We start from the raw sequence: 22,174 nt of genomic DNA, 5'->3' as shown, positions 1-22,174 counted from the left end.
GACCGGAAGCCGGACCAAGGGACAGGCCGCGACGTCGTTCCCCGTACCGAACTGGATAGAGCGCGAAATCCAGCGCCGAAATACCTTGCGGACGTACCAGACAACTACACGGTGCACGACCGGGTCGATGCGCCTTGGCTGGCCAGCCCTTCGATGATCGAGCCGTGGAGCACACCGGCCGTCGCTCGGCGTAGCAAATTCCTCGGATCACGATCCGTCCGGAGGGTTGGCCGGCTGCTGTCCCGGCCAGAACGGCCACTCCTCGAACGACCGGCAACGTCCGTCGTCGGCGAATCGCATGATCCACAGGTCGCGGTACTCCTGGTCGACCGGGTCGCCGTAGCGGACCTCCTGGCGTGACACCGCGGTGTCGCCGTCAACCGCAACGATCTCGCTGGTCATCTGGAACACCTCGTCGGGACCTCTGCGCTGCTTTTCCCACATTCGGGCGATGGCCGGCAGGCCGACGACGGGCGTCCAGTACGGCCCCTGCTGGTAGCTCGCGTCCTCGGTGAAGATCGTTGCCAGCGCGTCCGTGCCCGGCGTCCGCCAAATCTGCTCATAGGCGGCGAGCCAACCGGCGACGTGCTTCCTGTCCATGGACATCCACCTTGCCATCGGCGGGGCGGGCAGGCGGCGAGAACCGGCCAGCTGCGGGCATGCACTCGTCAACCAGCCGCCAATGTCAGGCGTGACGGCCGCAGAGCGACAGCGGCAGCGGCCAGCGCGCGCAGGCGGCGGCCTGTGCGGCCCGTTCAGGGTCGTCTTGAAGACGTACAGAGATTTTGAGCCACTTCGCCGGCAGCCGGCTGTCCGACTCCGGATGATGGGTTACACGGCGGGTTCAACCGGTGTGCGCAAGGAGCTCGGCGAGCTTTTCGGATGGTGTCATGTAGCCGAGGGTCTTGCGGGGGCGGGTGTTGAGGCTGCGGGCGAAGCGGGCGAGGTCGTCGGCGGTGTGGGCCGATAGGTCGGTTCCTTTGGGCATGTACTGGCGGAGCAGGCCGTTGGTGTTTTCGTTGGATCCGCGCTGCCATGGCTTGTGTGGGTCGCAGAAGTAGACCTGGATGCCGGTGGCGGCGGTGAATTGGGCGTGCTGGGACATCTCCTTGCCCTGATCCCAGGTGATGGTGCGGACCAGTTCGTCGGGCAGGGTGGCGATGGCCTTCCGCATCGCCTGCTCGACGCTGTGCGCGGTACGGCCGTGGGGTAGGTGCAGCAACAGCAGGAACCTGGTGCTTCGCTCGACCAGGGTGCCCACCGCGGACTTGCTGTCTTTGCCGAGGATCAGATCGCCCTCCCAGTGGCCGGGCACTGCACGATCGTCGGCCTCGGCGGGGCGTTCGCTGATCATCACCATGTCCGGGATCCGCCCGGTGTTCTCAGGCCGCTGGCGGGCACGGCGCTTGATTCGGCCGGTGCGCAGGCAGCGGGCCAGCTCTCGGCGTAGCTCACCGCGGCCCTGCACGAACAGCGCCCGATAGATGGTTTCGTGGCTCACCCGCATCAGAGGATCGCGGGGGAACTCGATTGGCAAGCGACGCGAAATCTCCTCCGGGGACCACCAGTCCTCCAGCCACTCACCGACCCTCCCGGCCAGCCGCACACAGGCCAGCTTCGGCGTCTTCGGCCGTCGGGCCCGCGCTCGCGCTCGCTGGTGAGCCCGCCAGGCACGGTAGTCATCCCGGCCACCGTTACCCGCCACTTCCCGTGACACCGTGGAGGTGGCCTTGCCGAGCCGGGCAGCGATCGCCGTAAAAGACTCGCCGCCACGAAGGCCAAGACTGATCTCCTCCCGGTCGGCAAGGGTGAGCCGCCCGGGCCCCGGCTGCCAAGAGTCGGATCGAACAGGGCGTTTCGACTCGCGGCGCACGACGGTTCGAACAATCTCATGCGAGCAGCCGACCTGGCGGCCGACCTCCCTCAACGACAGGCCCCTGGCGCTCAACCGTCGGGCCAACTGTCGTTGCTCCACCGTCAGATGGATGGTCACCAACATCTCCCTCGATCGAATCGATGCATTCTCGTCGACTCGTCGAGCGCGTTGCGCTGACCAGTTGAACCCGCCCACCGTGGCTTCACTTGATGGGTGACACGCCGCGGGGCCGGGATCGCTATCGTGCGACGGTGACCGCTGGTGCTGACCGTCCCTTGCTCTTCCTCGACGTGGATGGACCACTCATCCCGATTGGCGGGGAGCCGCCGCAGCACTCCGAAGGGCGTGCAGCCAGGGCCGAAGCCACCGGCCAATGGGACGAGCTATCCAACCCCCTCCTGTCGAGGCTCAATCCGATGCACGGTCAGCGGCTCAGCATGCTCGGGTGCGAGCTGGTCTGGGCCACCACGTGGATGGCCGATGCGAACGAGGAAGTGGCACCGCGAATCGGCTTACCAGAACTGCCTGTCGTCGACTGGCCGGAGGAGGACGAGGAGCAACCGACCCGAAGGCTGCACTGGAAGACCAAGGCCCTGGTCGCCTGGGCGGCCGGACGGCCCTTCGTGTGGGTCGACGACGAGATCAACGACGTTGACCGAGCCTGGGTAGCCGCCAACCATCCCGGACACGCACTTCTCCACCGTGTTGACCCACGGGTTGGAATTTCCGATTCCGACTTTGCCGCCATCGAGCGATGGCTTGCCCCACAGGCCCTGTCTGACCAGAAGATCGTCTAGCCGGAACTGTCGCCCAACATCTGACATCGATCCGTCACTCATCAACCGGAGCCCGACAATTCTGGTGAGGGTGTCCGGTCTCAAGACCTGCGTGACACCCGGCCGCGCGCTGTCACAGCGGGCGCGGACACTGATGGTCGTGAACTTGGATGGGTTCTGGCAGGCTGTGGAGCGGGCACGAACGGCGGCAGGTCCATCGGCGGATCGGCCCGCAGAGACGGTCAGCCGAGCGCGGTCGCTGAGGCGCTTGTGGCGGAGCTGAACCAACTTCCCCTGGCGGAGATAGTCGCCTTCGACCAGCTGCTCGGCCACATGCTCGACCAGGTCGACAATTGGGATACCTGCGCAGCGTGCTGGGTTGTCGAGCATGGCTTCCTGTCCGACGACGGGTTCGCCGACTTCCGGGCAGGACTCGTCGGCCTGGGCCGAGGCACGTTCGAGGCAGTGGCCACCGAACCCGACTCCCTCGCCGGGCACCCCGCCGTACAAGAGATCAGCGCCTCGAACGAGCAAAGCCTTTGGATTGGTACCGAAGGGCTGCTGTTCGCAGCGCAGAAGGCGTATGAGCGGCGGACAGGCGACCCCGACGCGTTCTGGGACGCCGCCAACGCTGCGGAGGTGGACACGGCTCGACCAACGAGCAGCCCTCAGCCTGCCGACAACCGCTGGGGTATTCGCGACGAAGAAGAGTGGCAACGCCGCCTACCCAGACTCGCCGCTCTGTTCCTCGCCCACCGGCTCCCGCCGAAGTAGCCCGGGCACGGGCCGTCACACGGCGCTGTCCGGTCTCCGGGACCTGCGCGACAGATCGGTATCAGGACCTGCGCGCTGCAATGGATCTCAGCGCGTCCCGTGGGGTATTGGTGTCGCCCAGGTCGAACAGCTAAAAGATCAAACTAGGCCAGCGCCGCGCGGCGGGGGGCCGCCACCGTACTTTTGATCATCGCGCCGAAGGACGGGATCGTTTCCGGGGACGGCCAGCCGGCCGGGTCCCAGACCGAGCTCCGCTTCAGGGACTGGCAGCGGAAAGGTCTCCGTTATATCCACACACCCCGTTGAAGCAGTGCCTGCGGGCGCGGACGGCTTAGCGGATGCGGGCCTTCACCCTCTGGACGAGTCGAGGCGCGCCGGAACGCGCGAGAGGGTGGCTGACCACGAATCGGCCCAAACTTGACAATTCCTCCCTTAGGTTACTGCGCAGGAGGTGTGTCGAGACCTGGGGGCGATGTGGAGAGCTATCCGGCGATCGAGGATCACGGGCTCATCGGAGACCTGCAGACCGCCGCGCTGGTGACGTGCGACGGGACGATCGACTGGTTCTGCGCGCCACGCTTCGACTCGCCGAGCATCTTCGCCGCGCTGCTGGACCACGAGCGGGGTGGCTACTTTCGCATCGCCCCGCACGATGTCCGGTACGTCACCAAGCAGCTCTACCTGCCTGGCACTCCGATCCTGATCACCCGGTTCATCAGCGCGGACGGCGTCGCCGAGGTGATGGACTTCATGCCGGTCACCGGCGATCAGGCCGTTGACGCGCACCGCCTGGTCCGCATGGTCAACATGGTCCGGGGCAGCATGCGGTTTCGGGTGGAGTGCCGGCCCCGGTTCGACTACGCCCGGGAGAAGCACCAACTGGAGCGCCACCGCAATGGGTACGTCTTCCGCAGCCGGTCGGCGGTGCTCACCTTCAACCCAGTTGACCCGGTGCGGCAGTTGATGTCGCAGGGAGGCGACATCCGCCTGGAGGACGACGACCTGGTCGTGTACGGCACCCTGAACGAGGGTGACACCGGCGGGGTGGTCCTGGAGACGGCCGGCACGGAGCCACGGATCATCGCGCCGGCAGAGGTCCAGGGGATGTTCGAGTGGACCCGGGACTACTGGCGGCGCTGGGTCGAGCGCTCCCGCTACACCGGGCGGTGGCGGGAGATGGTCGAGCGCTCGGCCATCACGCTCAAGCTCATGACGTACGCGCCGACCGGCGCGATGATCGCCGCGCCCACCGCCGCGCTGCCCGAGCTGGTCGGCGGCACCCGCAACTGGGACTACCGCTACACCTGGGTACGCGACACGTCGTTCTCGGTGCACGCGCTGCTCGGCCTCGGCTTCACCGAAGAGGTCAGCCGGTACATGAACTGGCTGGACGAGCGGATCCGCGAGGCCGGTGACCACCAGGACCCGCTGAAGATCATGTATCGGGTGGACGGCTCCTCCGATCTGCACGAGGAGATCCTCGACCACCTGGAGGGCTACCGCGGCTCCCGACCGGTGCGGATCGGCAACGGCGCCGCCGACCAGCTCCAACTCGACATCCACGGCGAGGCGCTCTACGCCATGCACCTCGCCGACGAGCAAGGCATCCGCGTCTCGCACCAGGTGTGGAAGAGCACCGTCCGGCTCGTCGACTGGCTCTGCCAACACTGGGACCAGGCCGACGCCGGCATCTGGGAGAGCCGCCACCACCCCCGCAACTACACCTTCGGCCGGGTGATGTCCTGGGTCGCGCTGGACCGGGCCATCCGCCTCGCCACCCGCACCGGCCGCCCCGGCGACATCACCGGCTGGGCCGAGCAACGCAACCGGATCTACAACCAGGTCATGGCCCGCGGATACAACCGGGAACGCGGCAGCTTCGTGCAGGCGTACGACGAGAACGTGCTGGACGCGGCGCTGCTCTCCATGCCGGCGGTCGGCTTCGTGACGCCGAGCGACCCCCTCTGGCAGTCCACCTTGAACGCGATCGAGCGGGAGCTGGTCTCCGACAGCCTGGTCCACCGGTACGACCCGGTCCACTCCCCCGACGGCCTTCCCGGCCACGAGGGCACCTTCAACATGTGCACGTTCTGGTACGTCGAGGCGCTGGCCCGCTCCGGCCGCCTGGACGACGCCCGGCTCACCTTCGAGAAGATGTTCACCTTCAGCAACCACCTCGGCCTGTACGCCGAGGAGATCGCCGCGACCGGTGAGCAGATCGGCAACTACCCGCAGGCGTTCAGCCATCTCTCCCTGATCAACTCGGCGCTGGCGCTGAACGACCTGCTCGACGCCAAGGCCGACGCCCGGCGCCGCCAGTAGAGCATTCTCAGCCCCAGACGCGCTCGCCTCCCAAGAGGGCTGATCAGAGTGGCGGGTGACCTGCGGTTGTGCTGGCCTACTTCGGCAGTTCCGGGTCAGGTGCCTGGTCGCCGCCGTCTCGCAGGCGGATGGAATGCCACGCCGCGCGTACGTGGCTGCGCATGACCGACTCCGCCCAGTCGGGGTCGGGCGCGGCCAGGGCCGCCACCAGTTCGTGGTGGTGAGCCAGGCTACGGCGCAGCGCGTCCGGGGTGTACCGGGAGAAGGTGCGCCAGACGAGCGGCATCTGGATTACCGAGGAGACGACGCCGGCCAGTCGGCTGTTGTCGGACGCCTCGAGGATCATCCGGTGGAACCGGTTGTTCAGCTCGGTGAGCTCGTCCACGTCGGTCGGCCGTCCATCCGGCGCGACCTCGTCCATCCGGTGGGCCAGCGCGTCTAGCGCGTCCACGTCGATGGTGCCCCTGGTGGCCGCCAGTCGGCAGCCCCACGGCTCGAGCACGGACCGCAGGCTGAAGATCTCGTCGAGATCGTGGATGCTCCATGCCTGGACCTGCACGCCGCGGTTGCGTTCGTGGCGGACCAGTCCCTCCGCGGTCAGGCGTCTGAGCGCCTCCCGGACGGGCGTCCGGCTCACCCCGATCGACTCGGCCAGCTCGCCCTCACGGAGCCACTCACCGGCCGACCGCTGCCCGGACAGGATCTGTTCCCGGATCAGCCGATAGGCATCGTCGGCGGCGTGGCCGTTGTCGGCCTCCCGCAGCGGCGTGTGGTCACTCATGATGCTCGGCACCGTAGCAACACGGCTGGTTGTATGCAATCAACCCGCCAGGCATTGACACCGGAGGACCAGAAGCCTACTTTCCCAGCACAACATGCTGTAACGACAGTCACAGACCTGCCGATTGCATGCAAAGAGACGCTGATTGAGGGATGCATGAGCACTCCACTGCCGCTTGACGACATCCGGGTGATCGAACTCGGCCAGCTGCTGGCGGGGCCGTTCTGCGGTCAGCTCCTGGGTGACTTCGGCGCCGAGGTGATCAAGGTCGAGGACCCGGGTCAGGGTGACCCCATGCGGCAATGGGGGCGCGAGAAGCCGTACGGCAAGTCGCTCTGGTGGCCGGTGGTGGCGCGGAACAAGAAGTCCGTGACCGCGAACCTGCGGACCGAGCAGGGTCAGGACCTGGTACGCCGGCTCATCGCGCGGGCGGACGTGCTGATCGAGAACTTCCGGCCCGGCACGCTGGAGCGCTGGGGGTTGGCCCCGGAACAGCTGTGGGAGATCAACCCCGGCCTGATCGTCACCCGCGTGACCGGCTTCGGGCAGACGGGCCCGTACTCGTCACGCGCCGGATACGGATCGATCGGTGAGGCGATGGGCGGAATCCGGTACGTGACCGGCGACCCCGACCGTCCCCCGGCCCGGGCCGGCGTCTCCCTGGGCGACTCGCTGGCGGCGACGTTCGCCTGCCTGGGCACCCTGGTGGCGCTGCACCAGCGCGGACGTACCGGTCGAGGCCAGGTGGTGGACTCGGCCATCTACGAGGCCGTGCTGGCGATGATGGAGTCGCTCATCCCCGAATACCAGATCGCCGGCTACCAGCGGGAGCGGACCGGAACGACCCTTCCGAACGTGTCCCCGAGCAACGTCTACCCGACGGCCGACGGCGAGATGGTGCTGATCGCGGCGAACCAGGACACGGTGTTCCGCCGGCTCGCCGAGGCGATGGGGCGAGCCGAGCTGGCCACCGACGAGAAGTACGCCACCCACAGCGCCCGAGGGCGGTGGATGGAGCAACTGGACGGCCTGATCGCCGAATGGAGCTCGACGTGCGCGTCCGACGAGCTGCTCGAGCGGCTGCACGCCCATGGCGTTCCGGCAGGCCGCATCTTCAGGGCCAGGGACATGCTCGAGGACCCACACTTCGCCTCGCGCGAGGCGATCGTCCGGCTGACCCACCCCGGTCTGGGGGAGTTCGCCATGCACAACGTCGTACCCAAGCTTTCTGACAGCCCGGGACGGGTCCGGCACGTCGGCCCCGAGCTCGGTGAGCACAACGACGACATCTATCGCGACCTGCTGGAGCTCGACGACGACGCGATGGCGTCGCTGCGTTCTGCCGGCGTCATCTGAGGAGGAACCATGACCTACCGACTCGGCGTGGACGTGGGGGGAACGTTCACCGACATCCTGCTGATCGACGAGGCGACCGGAGAGACCTACCGCGCCAAGACCTCCTCCACGCCCGAGGACCAGTCCATCGGGGTGCTGCGTGGCATCGAGCGGGCCTGCGAGGCCGCCGGCGTGCCCATGTCGGAGATCACTGAGGTGTTCCACGGCACCACGGTCGCCACGAACGCGATTCTCGAGGGCAAGGGCGCCCGGGTCGGGCTGGTCACCACCGACGGCTTCCGGCAGGTGCTCCAGATCGCCCGGTCCTTCGTGCCGGGTGGCCTGGCCGGCTGGATCATCTGGCCGAAGCCGGAGCCGCTGGCGGCCCTGGAGGACACCGTGGAGGTCGTCGGCAGGATCGGCGCCGACGGCGCGGTGGTGACCGAACTCGACGAGGCTGACGTCCGTGCGAAGTTGCGCAAGCTACGCGCGCAGGGCATCGAGGCATTGAGCGTCAGCCTGATCAACTCCTACGCCAACCCGCAGCACGAGCGCCGCGTGGCCGAGCTGTCCGCCGAGGAGCTTCCGGGCGTACCGGTGTCGCTGTCGACCTCGGTGTTGCCGGAGCTTCGCGAGTACGAGCGGACCATCACCACCGTGGCGAACGCGGCCGTGCAGCCGCAGGTGGCGCGCTACGTGGCGAACCTCGAAGCGCAACTGCGCGAGTCCGGGGTGGACGGCCGGCTGTGCATCCTGCGCAGCGACGGTGGTCTGGTCTCCGCGGCCGTCGCCGCGGACAACCCGGTCAACCTGCTGCTGTCCGGTCCCGCCGGCGGGGTGACCGGCGCGACCTGGGTGGCGGAGCAGGCCGGCTACCCGGACTTTCTGACCTTCGACATGGGCGGCACCTCCACCGACGTCGCGCTTGTTCAGGGGCTCACGCCGCGGGTGGGTCGGGAGACCACCGTCGGGAGCCTCAAGGTCCGCGCCACCTCCGTCGACGTACGAACCGTGGGCGCCGGGGGCGGATCCATCGCCCACGTACCACCGCTGACCCAGGCGCTGCGGGTAGGGCCGCAGTCGGCCGGCGCCGCACCCGGTCCGGCCGCGTACGCGGCGGGCGGTGACCAGCCGACGGTGACCGACGCGAACGTGGTGCTCGGCTACCTGCCCACCGACCTGGCCGGAGGCGAGATCAGGCTGGACCGTGCGGCGGCACGAGCCGCGGTGAAGTCGATCGCTGACGCCACCGGGCTGGAGTCGGTCGAGGCCGCCGCCGCGGGCATCATCGACATCGTCAACGAGAACATGTTCGGGGCGTTGCGGCTGGTGTCGGTGCAGCAGGGCTTCGACCCGCGCGACTACGCGCTGGTGGCCTTCGGTGGGGCCGGCCCGCTCCATGCCAACGCGCTCGGCAAACTGACCGGGGCCTGGCCGGTGATCATCCCGCCGTCGCCGGGAGTGCTGTGCGCCTACGGCGACGCGACGACCAACCTGCGCGACGAGTCGGTGCGGACGTTGGTGCGCCGCCTCAACGAACTCACCGACGAGCGCCTGCGCGCGATACTCACCGAACTCGCGAGCAAGGCGTGCTCCACGCTCACCGAGCAGGGCGTCCCCGAGGATGAGCAGCGCGTCGTCTACTCCGCCGACCTGCGGTACCACGGACAGGGTTTCGAGATCCCGGTGGCCATCGACATCGACACATTCGACGGGACCGGCGGTGGGCTCGCGGCCCTGCGGTCGGCGTTCGACGCCGATCACCAGCGACTGTTCTCCTTCGTTCTCGATGCCGAACACGAACTGGTGACCGTCCGGGCCACCGCTCACGGTCCTCGGCCCGAGGTCGCCGCGCCCGAACTGGAGCACGGTGACGCGGACCCGAGCCCCGCGCTGCGGGCCCACCACCGCATCTGGGTCGAGGGCGCCGAAGTGGAGGCCGGCGGCTACGACCGGGCTCTGCTGCGAGCGGGCAACGTCGTGCCCGGTCCGGCGATCATCACCGAGATGGACTCCACCACCCTCGTGCTGCCCGGACACACGGCGGTGGTGCACCCGAGCGGCAGCCTCCTCATCCGCCCCGTCGACAGCCACAGGGAGAACTGACCATGGCACGCCTCATCGAGACCGCTACCGGACCACTTCGCTCCGTGGATGTCGACGTCGTCACCCTCGACCTGATCGAGAATGGGCTGCGCAACGCCCGCTACGAGATGGACGAGGTGCTCTTCCGGACCGCGCTGTCGCCGGGGATCCGTGAACAGCACGACGAGTTCCCGCTGATCGCCAACCCCGAAGGCAAGATGATGGTGGGACAGTTCGGGCTGTCCATCCCCGACTTCCTGGAGAACTTCGATGGCGACATCGAGGAGGGCGACGTCCTGCTGACGTCGGACCCGTACTCCTGCGGCGCGGCGATCAGCCACGCGAACGACTGGCTCGTGGTGCTGCCCATCTTCTTCGAGGGCCGGATCGTGGGCTGGGCGGCGATGTTCGGGCACATGTCCGACGTCGGCGGCAAGTCGCCGGCATCGATGCCGACCGACGCCCGCACCATCTTCGAGGAGGGCGTGGTGATCCCGCCCTTCAAGCTGTACAAGAAGGGCGAGCTCGCCGAGGACGCCCTGCGGATCATCCTCAACCAGGTGCGTAAGCCCGACTGGAACCGCGCCGACCTGAACGGAATCGTCGCGGCGTGCCGGACCGCTTCCCGGCGGGTCCAGGAGATGTGCGCCCGGTTCGGGGTGGACACCTACAACTCCGCGCTCGACCAACTCCTGGACCGCAACTACCGGGCGATGAAGACCCTGCTCGGGGCGGTCTTCAAGGAGGGCGAGACGCTGTCGTTCACCGACTACATCTGCGACGACGGCCTCGGCTACGGCCCCTACGAGCTCAAGCTCAGCCTGACCCGTACCGGTGACAAGGTGCTGCTGGACTTCACCGGCAGCAGCCCACAGGCGCAGGGTCCGATCAACTACTACATCAACGAGAACCTCGTCCGGATGTTCTTCGGGATCTACATGATCACCGTGGCCGACCCGCAGATCCTCTGGAACGACGGCTTCTACCCGCTGGTCGACGTCACGATCCCCGACGACTCGTTCTGGAAGCCCAAGTACCCCGCCGCCCTCAACGCGCGGAACCACGGCATCGGTCGCGTCTTCGACCTGTTCGGCGGCCTGCTCGGTCAGACGAACCCGGGGCTGCTCAACGCGGCCGGCTTCTCGTCATCGCCGCACTTCATGTATTCGGGCACCTACGGGCCCGGTGAGCGCAAGGGCGAGTGGTTCCAGCTGTACTCGATCGGATTCGGCGGGATTCCCGGCCGGCCGGTGGGGGACGGCCCGGACGGCCACTCGCTGTGGCCGTCGTTTGTCAACATCCCGTGCGAGTACCTAGAGTCCTACTACCCCCTGCGAATCGAACGCTGGGAGACCATCGCTGACACCGGCGGCGCTGGGCTCCATCGCGGCGGGAACGGCGTCGACGTGGCCTACCGGTTCCTGGAGGCCGGCACGATCGCGATCCACGACGACCGCTGGCTCACCTATCCGTGGGGGGTCAACGGTGGCGAGCCCGGTGCCCGCGGCCGTAAGTGGCTCGTACGCGCCGACGGCGGCACCGAGATCCTGGGCAGCAAGGTGCACGACGTGCCCGTGGCTCCCGGAGACGTGCTGCACTTCGTCACCTGGGGTGGCGGCGGCTGGGGTGACCCACTCGCCCGCGACCCGGAACTCGTCGGCCTCGAGGTCCGCCGTGGCCTGGTCACCCCTGCGGGTGCCCGCCGCTTCGGCGTGGTCTGCGACGAGGCCGGCACCGTCGACGTCGCGGCCACCGAGGAGGTACGGGCCGAGCTGCGCCACGGACGCCCGGACCCACTGCCCACCTTCGACATGGGGCCGCCGATGCAAACCATCCTGGACCGGTGCCTGGAGGAGACCGGTCTTCCTGCTCCTCGGCCGCCGGTCGCCCGATGAGCCCCGTGCCGGACAGCAGCGACGACGGATTCGGGGGCGCGCTCCTGCCCGGTGCCCGTCCCGCCGTGCTCGTCATCGACCTGATGCGGGCCTACTTCGACCCGGCCAGCCCCCTGTGCCTGCCGTCAGCGGACTGCCTGCAGTCGGCTGGCCGGGTCATCGCCGCGGCCCGCGACCACCGGATTCCCGTGCTGCACACCCGCGTCGCATACGGGCCCGGCGGTGTCGACGGAGGCCTGTTCGTCCGGAAGGTCACCGCCCTTCGGCAGCTCTTCTCCGGCGGTGGCGCGATGGGAGAGCTGATGCCGCAGGTCTCCCCCGCCGAGGATGAACTGGTGCTGGTCAAGCAGTACGCCAGCGCCTTCTTCGGCACGTCGCTGGCTTCCACCCTGCGGGCGGAGCGCATCGACACCGTCGTGCTGGTCGGCGTGAGCACGAGCGGTTGTGTCCGCGCCACCGCGGTGGACGCGATGCAGCACGGGCTCGTCCCGCTGGTGGTCCGGGAGGCGGTGGCGGACCGCGCAACCGGCCCGCACGAGGCGAGCCTGTCCGACCTGCAGGCCAAATACGCCGAGGTGATCAGCGAGGCCAGTGCCGTCGCGTACCTGTCGGAGGAACGATGACAGCAATGATCGACATTATCGAGGTCTCGCCCCGCGACGGCCTGCAGAACGAGGCGACGCTACTCACCACCGCCGACAAGATCGAGCTCATCGAGCGGGCGGTGCGAGCGGGCGCCCGGCGAGTGGAGGTGACCAGCTTCGTCAACCCCGCCCGCGTTCCGCAGATGGCGGACGCGGACGACCTGATGGCCGCGCTCCCCCGCCACGACGGCGTCCGGTACGCGGGCCTGGTGATGAACCGCCGCGGCCTGGACCGAGCTCTGGCCGCGGGCGTCGACGAGATCAACGTCGTCGTCGTGGCCACGGACACCTTCTGTGGCCGCAACCAGGGCATGACCACGGCCCAGGCCTGTGACACGGCGGCGGCGCTGGTGCAGGCGGCCCGCGCGGCAGGGGTGTTCGCGACGGTGACCATCGGCGCCTCGTTCGGATGTCCGTTCGAAGGTGAGGTCCCGCTGAGCCGGCTGCGGGAGGTGCTCACCCGGGTGCGGGACGCAGGTCCGGATGAGCTGGCTCTCGCCGACACCATCGGGGTGGCCGTACCCTCCGATGTCACCGATCGGCTGGCCCTCGCCCGGGAGGTCACGGAATCCCGGACACCGCTGCGGTTGCACCTGCACGACACTCGGCACACCGGCGTGGCCAACGCGGTCGCGGCGGTCCAGGCAGGCGTCACGACCCTCGACGCCAGCATCGGCGGAGCAGGCGGTTGCCCGTTCGCGCCGGCGGCGACCGGAAACGTCGCCACCGAGGACCTCGTCTACCTCTTCGACCGGATGGGGCAGCCCACCGGCCTGGACCTGGAGGAGGTCACCTCGGCCGTCTCCTGGCTGGAACGGAGGCTCGGCAATCACCTCCCGGGCGCTCTGCTCCGGGCGGGCGGTTTTCCCGCCTGAGCCTGCGCCGAGGGCACCTGCCCGACGAGGGTCTGACCGTCCAGCGTCACCTGCGGTCAGGCCCGTGGACCAAGCTGGGCCAGGATCGTCGGGTCGGTGATCTTCTCGTCCTCGTTGAGCAGAAGCACCTTGCTGAGAATGATGCTGGTGATCCGGTCCTCGTCGGCGAACGGCAGGAACAGGCTGGGATGGGCCGTACCGCCGAACGAGGCTGGTACCACGCACAGGTAGCCACCGGGCTCGACATGAATGCTGCCGCTGTTGAGGTGCACTCGATAGGTGGCCCGGGAGCCACGGACCACGGCCGACGTGCCGTCGACGGTCACCCGGGCCAGCCCGAGATCATCGATCAGGCTGGCGAGCAATTGGGCCCGGCTCGCCCCGTGTAGCGGTGAGGCGTACCCCGCCGGGTCGGTCCCGGCGACCGACACGACGAGGTCCAGATCCCGCATGACCTCGGAGAACGCCACCGGCGGCACGTCGGCCAGGGGGACTACCGAGCCTGCGGCCAGGAAACGCAACTCGCCGACGACCACCTCTCCCCCACCGAAATAGCCGGGCAGGTCGCAGACCAGCGCGGCGGTGATCTCGGTGGTGACCGGCCGGGTTGCCTGGTGCTCCTGATACTGGCCATGAGTCGACCAGCCGCGCCCGGACAGCAGCTGACCCGACACCTTGCCGTCGACCGTGTGTCCGGCGAACCGTCGCGACACGTCGACAGCGTCGCGTTCGGCCGGAGTCAACAGATACAGCTCCCGGAAGGCCTGTTTCACGGGTTGTCGGATCCGGTGCCGGACGACCTCCGCCTGCCAGTGGGCGAGCAGGCCCCGCTCGTACAACAGCGACGGATGCACCACGGTGACCGGACCGTCGAGGTCGACCTGGTCGAGCAAGCCGATCGTGCCCACCTGGTCCTGCCAGATCAGCGCGGGGAGCATCACCGCGCCGGCCGGCAGGCTCCGCAGGCGGGCGAGCTCGTCAGGCGCGAGGGTGCCGCCGGTGGCGACGAGTCGCTCGATCAGCCCGGTACGCATGCGGCGGGCCTGATCGCGTAGCCGTTCCTGGTGTTCGCGGACCTCGGGGTACCGCGGGTCGGTGCGTACGGCAGCCGGCACCGACGTCAGCTGCTTGCCTGCCTTGCTGATGGTGATGAGCGGCTCGGCATCGGACAGCCGCAGCGCGACGGCGTAGTCGCCGATGTGCCACTCGCCGGGCGTCTCAGTGGCGATGCGGGCCTCGCAGTCCCACTCGAGGCGCTCAGCGTTTGGGAAAGCGGTCACCTGGGCGAGATGGTCGAGGGCGACGGCGACCGCGGCGGCGTGGCTGTGCCTGCGGTTCGGACCCAGTTTCGGACCCCGCTTCGCCACCTCCCGCAACGCCATGTAGCGGTCGAGCACCGTCTCCCCGTCGGCCAGCGGCAGCAGGCCGAAAGCGGCGATGCCCGCCAGCGCGTTGTGCTTGACGCGCTTGGAGACGGCTGCGCGGTTCCAGCCCAGCGCGGCGGAGACGATCTCGCTCGGGCAGATCCGCAGCAGCCGGCGCGCACCGTCGACGCCGGCCTGCCGCACGGCAGCGAGGATGGCGCTCCTGTCCTGCCGCACAGCTTCCGTTGTGGAGGTCGCCTGCACCAGCCGCAGCAGCGGCTCCGCGCCGGGCAGCCCGAGCAGTGGCAGCAGCACCCCGGCGTCACCCGCCGGCAGCCGTAGGTCGAAGGCGTACCGCCGTTCCTCTGCCGGCCGATCGCGCAGGTGTTCCACCAGCGCCGTCCGCTCGCCATCGGTCAGCTCGGCGGCGCCGAGGCGCACGGCCATCCGGCGATCCGTTGGTCGCTCCATGGCCCGAAGCACGAACCGCAGGCCTCGTGGCACCAGCACCTCGGGTAGCGCGGCCCACTCGGGCTCGGGTGGCGAGGTCAGGCGCCAGGCCACCTCGTCGAAGTAGTCGCGCACAGCGGGCGTGCAGGCGTGGGGCATCGGCCGTGCGGCGCTGTCCGCCGGGGAGCGTCCGACGATGGCGTTGCCCAGGTACTCGTCGTCGGTGAACGCCTGCTCGATGATCTCGACATCGAGCGCCCCCACCTCTTGCAGAGCGTCCAGGACCCTCACCACGGTCTCCCGACTCGCGCGGCCCAGCGGACTGCGGACCAGCAGTCGCAGCAGGTGAACGTCGTTGGCGGCGATTGCGCGGTCGACCAGGGGCTCAAGCGGTGGTTTCGGCCAGCCCACCTGGTCCACGATGGAGGCGAGCAGGGCCGTACGGCTGGCGGTCGGCCACGGCGTTTCCAGGACGTCTGCCGGATCGTCGGGGTTCTGCACCGGAAACGCCGCATCGTAGATGTCGTCCAGCGCCGCGTAGATGTCACCGACGTTCGAGTCCAGATGCCCACCGGTACGGTCAATGCTGTTGCCGGCTTCCAACCCACGCCGGATCTCCTTGGCGTGGGCCCGCAGACCTGGCAGGTCATCATCCTTCGCCAAGGCCGAGGCCTCGTCGACCATCCCCCACAGGGCGTCTCGCTGGCGACGGACCTCGTCGGCGTACATCTCCGGTACGTCCACCACGGGTCACCCACCGACCAGCGCGGTCAGCCGAAGGAACACGACGGGCTCGCCGGGGCGAAGCACGATCTCCTCGTCGAGCCGCTCGACCTGGCGTCCTCCCACGAACAACACGAACACGCTCCGCTCGAACGCCCGGCACGCCCGAGCCACATGCTCGGCGACGTCCGGCGGATCGAGCTGCGGTGAGGGCATCCGGACCATGCCGGTGGATGCCTGTGCCCGGATCTCCGCCGCGGAAAGATACTGGCGATCGAGCACGGTCTGGCAACGCGTGGCGTCGGCGCCCAACGACCGGATCTGCTCCTCAACCGCCCTGCGGATCAGCTCCCGCACCGTCGCACGCTCGCTCGCGAGCTCGACCAGAACGTCCGGCATGCCGGACCGATCCGAGCCGGACACCACTGCACGCACCTTCACCTGCAACACCGACATGTGTCCATCCTGTCAGCCGCAACTCAGCACCGGCGCATCGTGCTGGCGCTGCTGCTGCTACCAGGGTCGGTGCGATGGTCTGCCGCAGCGGGCCGGAGATCTCCGTACATGGGGTTGAACGGTTTGGCACCGCACCCCTCTGCGAGGCCCTGGGCGGGCTCGGCCTTGCACCGAGCCCGCCCTTCCAGCTCCACTCGATCCTGATCGCGAGCCACGACAACGTTCACCCGATTCGGCGTACGCCGTGGCCGGCGGATATCAAGAACACCTGAGCGGACTGTGTCACGCCATTAGCGCTGCAGTGTCAGTAGACCCGGCCGGTAAGGCAGGAGGCCGTAGTCGCCGCCGGAGTTCGGGGCACGTCCCTGGTAGAGCAACTGCAGATTGCAGGGATCAACGGTCATGGTCTGGTCGGCGTTGCCGCGAATCAGTTCGCCGTGGCTGATGTCGTTGGTCCAGGTGGCGCCACTGTTGGCCTTGCCGGCGAAGGGATTGCTCTCGGTCGCGGCCTGCGGCGTCCACGAACCGCCCAGACTGGTGGCCGTGAACGAGCGGAAGTAGCGACCCTGCGAGCCGATCGCCTCGACGAGCATGAGGTACCTGTTCTGGCCCTGGAGCTTGTAGACCTGAACGGCTTCGAACAGGTTATTCGTGGTGTCACTCATGATCACCGTCGACGTCGAGCCGAAACTGCCAGGGAAATTTCCGATCGGCATGCTGGCCCGGTAGATCTTGCCGTTGTCCCCCGCGAAGAACAGGTACATGTTCGTGCTGTCCCCGATGAGCGCCTGGTCGATGGGTCCCGTACCAGAGCCGGAGATGCTTCCCGAGAAGAGCACCTGCTCCGATGACCATCCATTCGGATTGGTGGGGTCACTCGACGTCCGGTAGGAAAAGGCGGTCCCGCCCCACTGATAGGCCAGCACCCAGATGTTCCTCGGGGCGAAGTAGAAGAGCGTAGGCGCGACCGTGGAGAAGGACATTGTGTTCTGGCTGGCCGAGGCCATCTCGGACCAGTTCGTGAAGAGGCCGAAGTTCATCGAACCCCACCTCGTTCCGGTGTCGTGCGTCGTCGCATAGACAAGGTGCCTGCCGTTGTAGGGGGCGTAGGTGAAGTCCTTGAGCGAGACCCACCCCGACTTCGGGTTTGCCAGCGAGCCCGTCGATGTCCAGCGGTACGTCGACGGCAGAGCGCACGTGCCGGGCGGCGGCGTGGTGGGGTTACCCCCGCCGTCGACGCGGACGAGTTGCCACTGCTGGTTGCTGCCGTTCCAGTCGTCGTACTGCACGATGTTTCCTCCGTCGGCGGTCGAGGCGCCCTGAACCTCCACCACCTTGTTGCTGTTTCGGTTGATCAACCGGACGTAGCCACCATCGGAGTCGGCCAATCGGAACTGCTGGTTGGTCCCGTTGCCGTCGGTCCACTGCACGATGCTGGCACCGTTGGCGGTCGAGAAGTTGTAAACGTCCAGAACCTTGCCGGACAGCCGCGACCGCAACCGGTAGTAGCCACCGCCGGAGTCCACGAACTGCCACTGCTGCTGGTTGCCGTTGTTCCGTGCCCACTGCGTGATCCGCGCACCGTCGTTTGTGGCCAGGTTGTACACGTCCAGGGCCTTGCCGCTGTTGCGGTTGATCAACACGTACCACGCGCTCGTGTCGACCGTCGCCGCGGCGGCGGGTGTCGACACCACCGCCGCAGCGGCAACACCGGCCACCAACGCCGCCGCGCCAGCGGCGACGACCCGTAGCAACCGCCCTCGCCGCCGCAGCGGTGGCAGAGCTATCGATGGAAATCTATCGAAGGCAGACATGATCCTCCTCTAATAACGAAGAGCCGAGCGGTATACCCGAAGATGGGCGCACCGCGCCGCGTGGCCGGGCGCAGGCAGAGATTGTCAGCGCTAACAAGGCGTCTGCATGGCCTTGGCGCACGCCTGATTCGAGGCCGACGAAGCGGGCTTGCCCGGTAAGCCACAGGTGCCGTCGTCCTTAGCCATCGACTGTGAGCGATAACATCCCGTACGTCAAGTCGTAATGTTCGGGGTTCACCAGCCGGTGGCGCACCGCAGCCGACGTCAGCGGGCGGGATCGACGAGGACGCCGGGGTTGAGGATCCAGGACGGGTCGAGGGCGCTTTTGGCGGCGAGCAGTGCGAGCGCGATCGGGTCCGGACGCTGCCGGTCGTACCACGGTCGGTGGTCGCGGCCGACGGCGTGGTGGTGGGTGATGGTCCCGCCGGCGGCGAGCAGCGCGTCGGAGACGGCATGCTTGACCTGGTCCCACTGTGCGAGGGTGGCGCCCCAGCGGCCGGTGGCGTACACACCAAAGTAGGGGGCGGGGCCGTCCGGGTATACATGCGTGAAGCGGCAGGTGACCACACCGGTCGCGGCGACGGCGCGCAGCGCCTCGCCGGCCGCGGCGAGCACGGCCGCGCGCAAGGCGGGGAATCGGTCCCAGGTGCAGGCGGTCTCGAACGTCTCCACGATCATCGACCGGGCGGCGAGCGCGTCGCGCTGGTACGGCATCCGCAGGAACGCTGACCGCCAGGCGTCGGCGGCGGCGGTCCGCTGCCGTGGGCCGGACGAGTCGTCGCTGCGGGATGGCTCCGGCAGGGTTCCGCCGTGGTCGCGGCACAGCTCGACGGCGCGGTCCAGCCATGGTGTGACCGGATGGTCCGCGGACTCGAATCCCAGAACGAGCACGCCGCCGGTGGTGGCGGCGCCCGCGTTGAGGAGCGCCTCCACCGGGTCGAGCAGTCGGCAGTTGCTCGGGTGCAGACCGGACTGGGCGATGGCCCGGGTGGCGGTGACGGCCCCGTCGTAGTCGGTGAAGTGCACCGAGGCGCCCGCCCGCCAGCGGGGCCGGTCCTGCAGCCGCATCCACGCCTCGGTGATGACGCCGAGCGCGCCTTCGGAGCCGAGGAACAGACGGTCCGGGGACGGCCCGGCGCCGGAGCCGGGCAGCCGGCGCGACTGGCTGGTGCCCGCTGGGGTGACCACCCGCATCGACTCCACCAGGTCGTCGATGTGGGTGAGGACGGTGGCGTAGTGACCGCCGGCGCGGGTGGCTAGCCAGCCGCCCAGGGTGGAGAACTCGAACGACTGCGGGAAGTGCCGCAGTGTGAGGTCGTACCGCCGGAGTTGGTCCTCCAGCGCCGGGCCGAACACTCCGGCCTGGATGCGGGCCGCCCGGCTGGTCGGGTCCACCTCCAGCACCCGGTCGAGGCGCCCAAGGTCGAGGCTGACCGCCGCGGGATACGCGTCACCCAGCCGCGGCTCCACACCGCCGACCACTGACGAGCCGCCGCCGTAGGGGATTACCGCGATGTCCCGGCCCGCGCACCAATCCAGCACGTCGACGACGTCCTGCTCGGTCACCGGCCGCACCACCAGGTCCGGCGGGTCGTGGACATCCCCGTGCAGGTTGCGGACGACGTCCCGGAACGCCTTGCCATGGGTGTGCGCCGCCCGGTCGGCCGGATCCGTCGAGCACATCCTGGCGAGTGACGTCGGCGGATTGACCCGCGGCGGGCGCAGGCCGAGTTCGTCCACCGGCGGCGCAACGTGCTCGGTCAGGTCGACGTCGGGCAGCAGGGTACGCACCCGGGTTGCCAACGCCGTCGCCTCCGCGCCGGTCACTGCGTCCTCGACGTTCCCCCAACCCCACCACGAACGGTGTTTCCCGGCCATGCGGCCTCCCCGCCGTCCACCATCGCCAGATCGACTCGCCGGTAACGTACATCGACGGCCACCACCGCGTCGATGCTGTCGTGCTGGTCAACGCCGCCTTTCAGCCCCGGATCGCCCGGTTGCCACCGCCGCTGCTCCTACTCCTCCTCGGCGAACACGACCTCGCGGCGCTTGCGAATCGTCGGGAGGACGGCGACGACGAGCGCTGCCACGGCCAGGGCCAGGAGCACTGCGGAGATCGGTCGGGTCAGGAAGACCGACGGGTCGCCGCGGGAGATGATGAGTGCCCGCCGCAGGTTCTCCTCAAGCAAGGGACCGAGGACGAAGCCGAGCAGCAGTGGCGCCGGCTCGCAGCCACACTTGATCAGGATGTAGCCCAGGATCCCGAAGAACGCGATGGAGTAGACGTCGTACGCGTTGAAGGCCAGGGAGTACGTGCCGATCGCGGCGAACAGGATGATCATCGGGAACAGCACCTGGTACGGGATGCGCAGCATGCGCACCCACAAGCCGATCAGCGGCAGGTTCAGCAGCAGGAGCAGCACGTTGCCGATCCACATCGACGCGATCAGGCCCCAGAACAGCGCTGGTTCGTCATTGATGACGTTCGGGCCGGGGGTGATGCCGTGGACGATGAACGCGCCGACCATCAGTGCCATCACCGGGTGGGCGGGCAGACCCAGGGTGAGCAGCGGGATGAACGACGTCTGTGCAGCGGCGTTGTTCGCCGACTCGGGGCCGGCGACGCCCTCGATCGCACCACGCCCGAACTCCTGCGGCCGCTTCGAGATCCGCTTCTCGACGGCGTACGAGGTGAACGAGGCCAGCACGTGGCCACCGCCGGGCAGGACGCCGAGCGCGGCGCCGAGACCGGTGCCCCGCAGAATCGGGGCGACGATCCGGCGCCGGTCCTCGCGGGTCGGCCAGAGGTTCTTCACCTTGCTGACGACCGCCGTTCGGGTCTGCTCGTTCTCCAGGTTGCGCAGGATCTCGGCCACCCCGAACATGCCGACGGCGACCGACACGAAGTCGATGCCGCCGTACAGCTCGCGCTGGTCGAACACGAACCGGGGCGTGCCGGTGTAGATGTCCTGGCCGACCGTGCCGAGCAGCACGCCGAGGGCGATCATCGCCAGCGCCTTGAGCGCCGTGCCACGCGCCAGCGCGATCGACACGATCAGGCCGAACAGCACGAGCGAGAAGTATTCGGCCGGGCCGAACTTCAACGCGACGCTGGCCAGCGGTGGGGCCGCCACGGCCAGCGCGACGGTGGCCACCGTACCCGCGATGAAGGACCCGACCGCAGCGGTGGCCAGGGCCGGGCCGGCCCTGCCCTGGCGGGCCATCTCGTGCCCGTCCAGCGCGGTGACCGCCGCCGACGACTCACCGGGCAAATTGATCAGGATGGCGGTCGTCGAGCCGCCGTACTGTGCGCCGTAATAGATACCAGCCAGCATGATCAACGCCGTCACCGGCTCGAAGCTGAACGTGATCGGCAGCAGCATCGCCACCGTCGCCGTTGGCCCGATGCCGGGCAGCACGCCGACCGCGGTCCCGAGCAGCACTCCCACGAAGCAATAGAGGACGTTCTGGACCAGGAAGGCGGTCGAGAAGCCCAGCGCGAGGTTGTCGAGAAGTTCCATGCCTCAATCCGGATGCCGCGTCAGAACCCCAGCCAAGGGCCCCATAGCGGGATCCGCAGCTGAAGTCCGACGACGAAGATGAGCGTGCTGGCCACGGTCAGCCCGGCGGCCACGGCCAAGGCCGTGACCAGCCGTACGCGTGAGCTGGCCAGCGTGGTGAGCAGGGCGGTCACCGCCGACGTCGGTACGAATCCGAGGCGCCGGACGGTGAATCCGAAGAACACGACCGCGAGCACGATGGCGGCGACCGCGCGCCACGGGATTGGTCCGAACGAGATCACCTCGCCGGCGATCAGTCCCTTGATGACGATCGCCAGGCCCAGGACGGCCACCGTCGCGCCGACCAGCAGCGGGAAGGCGCCGGGGCCCATCCGCAGTGGGGTGCCCAGCTCATAGCCGAGCGACCCCACCACGAATGCACCACCGATCAGGACGAAGACTCCCCCGGCGAGGACGTCCGGGAACGACCGACGGCGCTCCACC

The 22,174-nt window shown here is 68.6% G+C and carries 17 protein-coding genes; 8 read left to right on the top strand and 9 right to left on the bottom strand.

The genetic code is table 11. The annotated features are described in order from the left end of the window. Positions 1–207 precede the first annotated feature (207 nt). Together OG990_RS06200 and OG990_RS06195 are read right to left on the bottom strand one after the other, a co-directional pair. Positions 208–600: a YybH family protein gene (locus OG990_RS06200; protein WP_406079333.1), complete on the bottom strand. Its 393-nt coding sequence runs from the start codon at positions 598–600 to the stop codon at positions 208–210. 244 nt (positions 601–844) lie between these two features. Continuing rightward, complete coding sequence (locus OG990_RS06195; RefSeq protein ID WP_406078727.1) at positions 845–1,999, bottom strand: IS30 family transposase; 1,155 nt, start codon at positions 1,997–1,999, stop codon at positions 845–847. Positions 2,000–2,151: 152 nt separating this feature from the next. On the opposite strand from OG990_RS06195, the gene OG990_RS06190 reads away from it, so the two are divergent. The 3 genes from OG990_RS06190 (at position 2,152) to OG990_RS06180 (ending at position 5,748) form a co-directional block, all read left to right on the top strand. Beyond that, positions 2,152–2,673: an HAD domain-containing protein gene (locus tag OG990_RS06190; protein ID WP_406081673.1), complete on the top strand. Its 522-nt coding sequence runs from the start codon at positions 2,152–2,154 to the stop codon at positions 2,671–2,673. An 87-nt stretch (positions 2,674–2,760) separates the two neighbouring features. After that, positions 2,761–3,426 (top strand): DUF4240 domain-containing protein, encoded by a 666-nt coding sequence (locus tag OG990_RS06185; protein ID WP_406081672.1) that lies wholly within the window; start codon positions 2,761–2,763, stop codon positions 3,424–3,426. Between the two features lie 474 nt (positions 3,427–3,900). Continuing rightward, positions 3,901–5,748 (top strand): glycoside hydrolase family 15 protein, encoded by a 1,848-nt coding sequence (locus OG990_RS06180; protein ID WP_328426709.1) that lies wholly within the window; start codon positions 3,901–3,903, stop codon positions 5,746–5,748. A 76-nt stretch (positions 5,749–5,824) separates the two neighbouring features. On the opposite strand, the gene OG990_RS06175 is transcribed toward OG990_RS06180, so the two are convergent. Further along, positions 5,825–6,529, bottom strand: coding sequence for a GntR family transcriptional regulator (locus OG990_RS06175; protein WP_406079332.1), 705 nt, complete (start codon positions 6,527–6,529; stop codon positions 5,825–5,827). Positions 6,530–6,685: 156 nt separating this feature from the next. Here OG990_RS06175 and OG990_RS06170 point away from each other — a divergent pair, with 156 nt between their 5' ends. From OG990_RS06170 to OG990_RS06150, 5 genes are read left to right on the top strand one after another with little or no spacing between them, the layout of a single operon-like run. Beyond that, complete coding sequence (locus OG990_RS06170; protein ID WP_406079331.1) at positions 6,686–7,885, top strand: CaiB/BaiF CoA transferase family protein; 1,200 nt, start codon at positions 6,686–6,688, stop codon at positions 7,883–7,885. Between the two features lie 9 nt (positions 7,886–7,894). After that, complete coding sequence (locus OG990_RS06165; protein ID WP_406079330.1) at positions 7,895–9,970, top strand: hydantoinase/oxoprolinase family protein; 2,076 nt, start codon at positions 7,895–7,897, stop codon at positions 9,968–9,970. 2 nt (positions 9,971–9,972) lie between these two features. Further along, positions 9,973–11,844 carry a hydantoinase B/oxoprolinase family protein gene (locus tag OG990_RS06160; protein ID WP_406079329.1) on the top strand — a complete coding sequence of 624 codons (1,872 nt, stop codon included), beginning with the start codon at positions 9,973–9,975 and terminating at the stop codon, positions 11,842–11,844. Then, the gene (locus OG990_RS06155) at positions 11,841–12,467 is read left to right on the top strand and encodes an isochorismatase family protein (RefSeq protein WP_406079328.1); all 627 of its coding nucleotides are present in this window, start codon (positions 11,841–11,843) and stop codon (positions 12,465–12,467) included. The genes OG990_RS06160 and OG990_RS06155 overlap by 4 nt, the downstream gene beginning before the upstream one ends. Positions 12,468–12,472: 5 nt before the next feature. Next, positions 12,473–13,363, top strand: coding sequence for a hydroxymethylglutaryl-CoA lyase (locus OG990_RS06150; protein WP_386983241.1), 891 nt, complete (start codon positions 12,473–12,475; stop codon positions 13,361–13,363). 56 nt (positions 13,364–13,419) lie between these two features. Here OG990_RS06150 and OG990_RS06145 read toward each other — a convergent pair whose 3' ends face one another. The 6 genes from OG990_RS06145 to OG990_RS06120 all read right to left on the bottom strand — a co-directional run bounded on the left by OG990_RS06145 (position 13,420) and on the right by OG990_RS06120 (position 22,173). Further along, positions 13,420–15,921, bottom strand: a complete 2,502-nt coding sequence (locus OG990_RS06145; protein ID WP_406079327.1) for a DUF4132 domain-containing protein — start codon at positions 15,919–15,921, stop codon at positions 13,420–13,422. Positions 15,922–15,927: 6 nt separating this feature from the next. After that, a complete protein-coding gene (locus tag OG990_RS06140; RefSeq protein ID WP_406079326.1) occupies positions 15,928–16,356 on the bottom strand; it encodes a hypothetical protein in 429 nt (142 codons plus the stop codon). A gap of 290 nt (positions 16,357–16,646) precedes the next feature. After that, positions 16,647–18,170, bottom strand: a complete 1,524-nt coding sequence (locus OG990_RS06135) for a non-reducing end alpha-L-arabinofuranosidase family hydrolase (protein ID WP_406079325.1) — start codon at positions 18,168–18,170, stop codon at positions 16,647–16,649. A 264-nt stretch (positions 18,171–18,434) separates the two neighbouring features. After that, positions 18,435–20,048, bottom strand: coding sequence for an FAD-binding oxidoreductase (locus OG990_RS06130; RefSeq protein WP_406079324.1), 1,614 nt, complete (start codon positions 20,046–20,048; stop codon positions 18,435–18,437). A gap of 137 nt (positions 20,049–20,185) precedes the next feature. Continuing rightward, positions 20,186–21,691, bottom strand: a complete 1,506-nt coding sequence (locus OG990_RS06125; protein ID WP_406079323.1) for a tripartite tricarboxylate transporter permease — start codon at positions 21,689–21,691, stop codon at positions 20,186–20,188. A gap of 20 nt (positions 21,692–21,711) precedes the next feature. Then, the gene (locus tag OG990_RS06120) at positions 21,712–22,173 is read right to left on the bottom strand and encodes a tripartite tricarboxylate transporter TctB family protein (RefSeq protein WP_406079322.1); all 462 of its coding nucleotides are present in this window, start codon (positions 22,171–22,173) and stop codon (positions 21,712–21,714) included. Position 22,174 lies beyond the last annotated feature (1 nt).

Origin of the sequence: Micromonospora sp. NBC_00858, from assembly GCF_045207365.1 — a bacterium.
Lineage (GTDB): Bacteria > Actinomycetota > Actinomycetes > Mycobacteriales > Micromonosporaceae > Micromonospora.
Note: the sequence above shows the minus strand (reverse complement) of the source record. Positions and strands in the feature narration are given on the sequence as shown.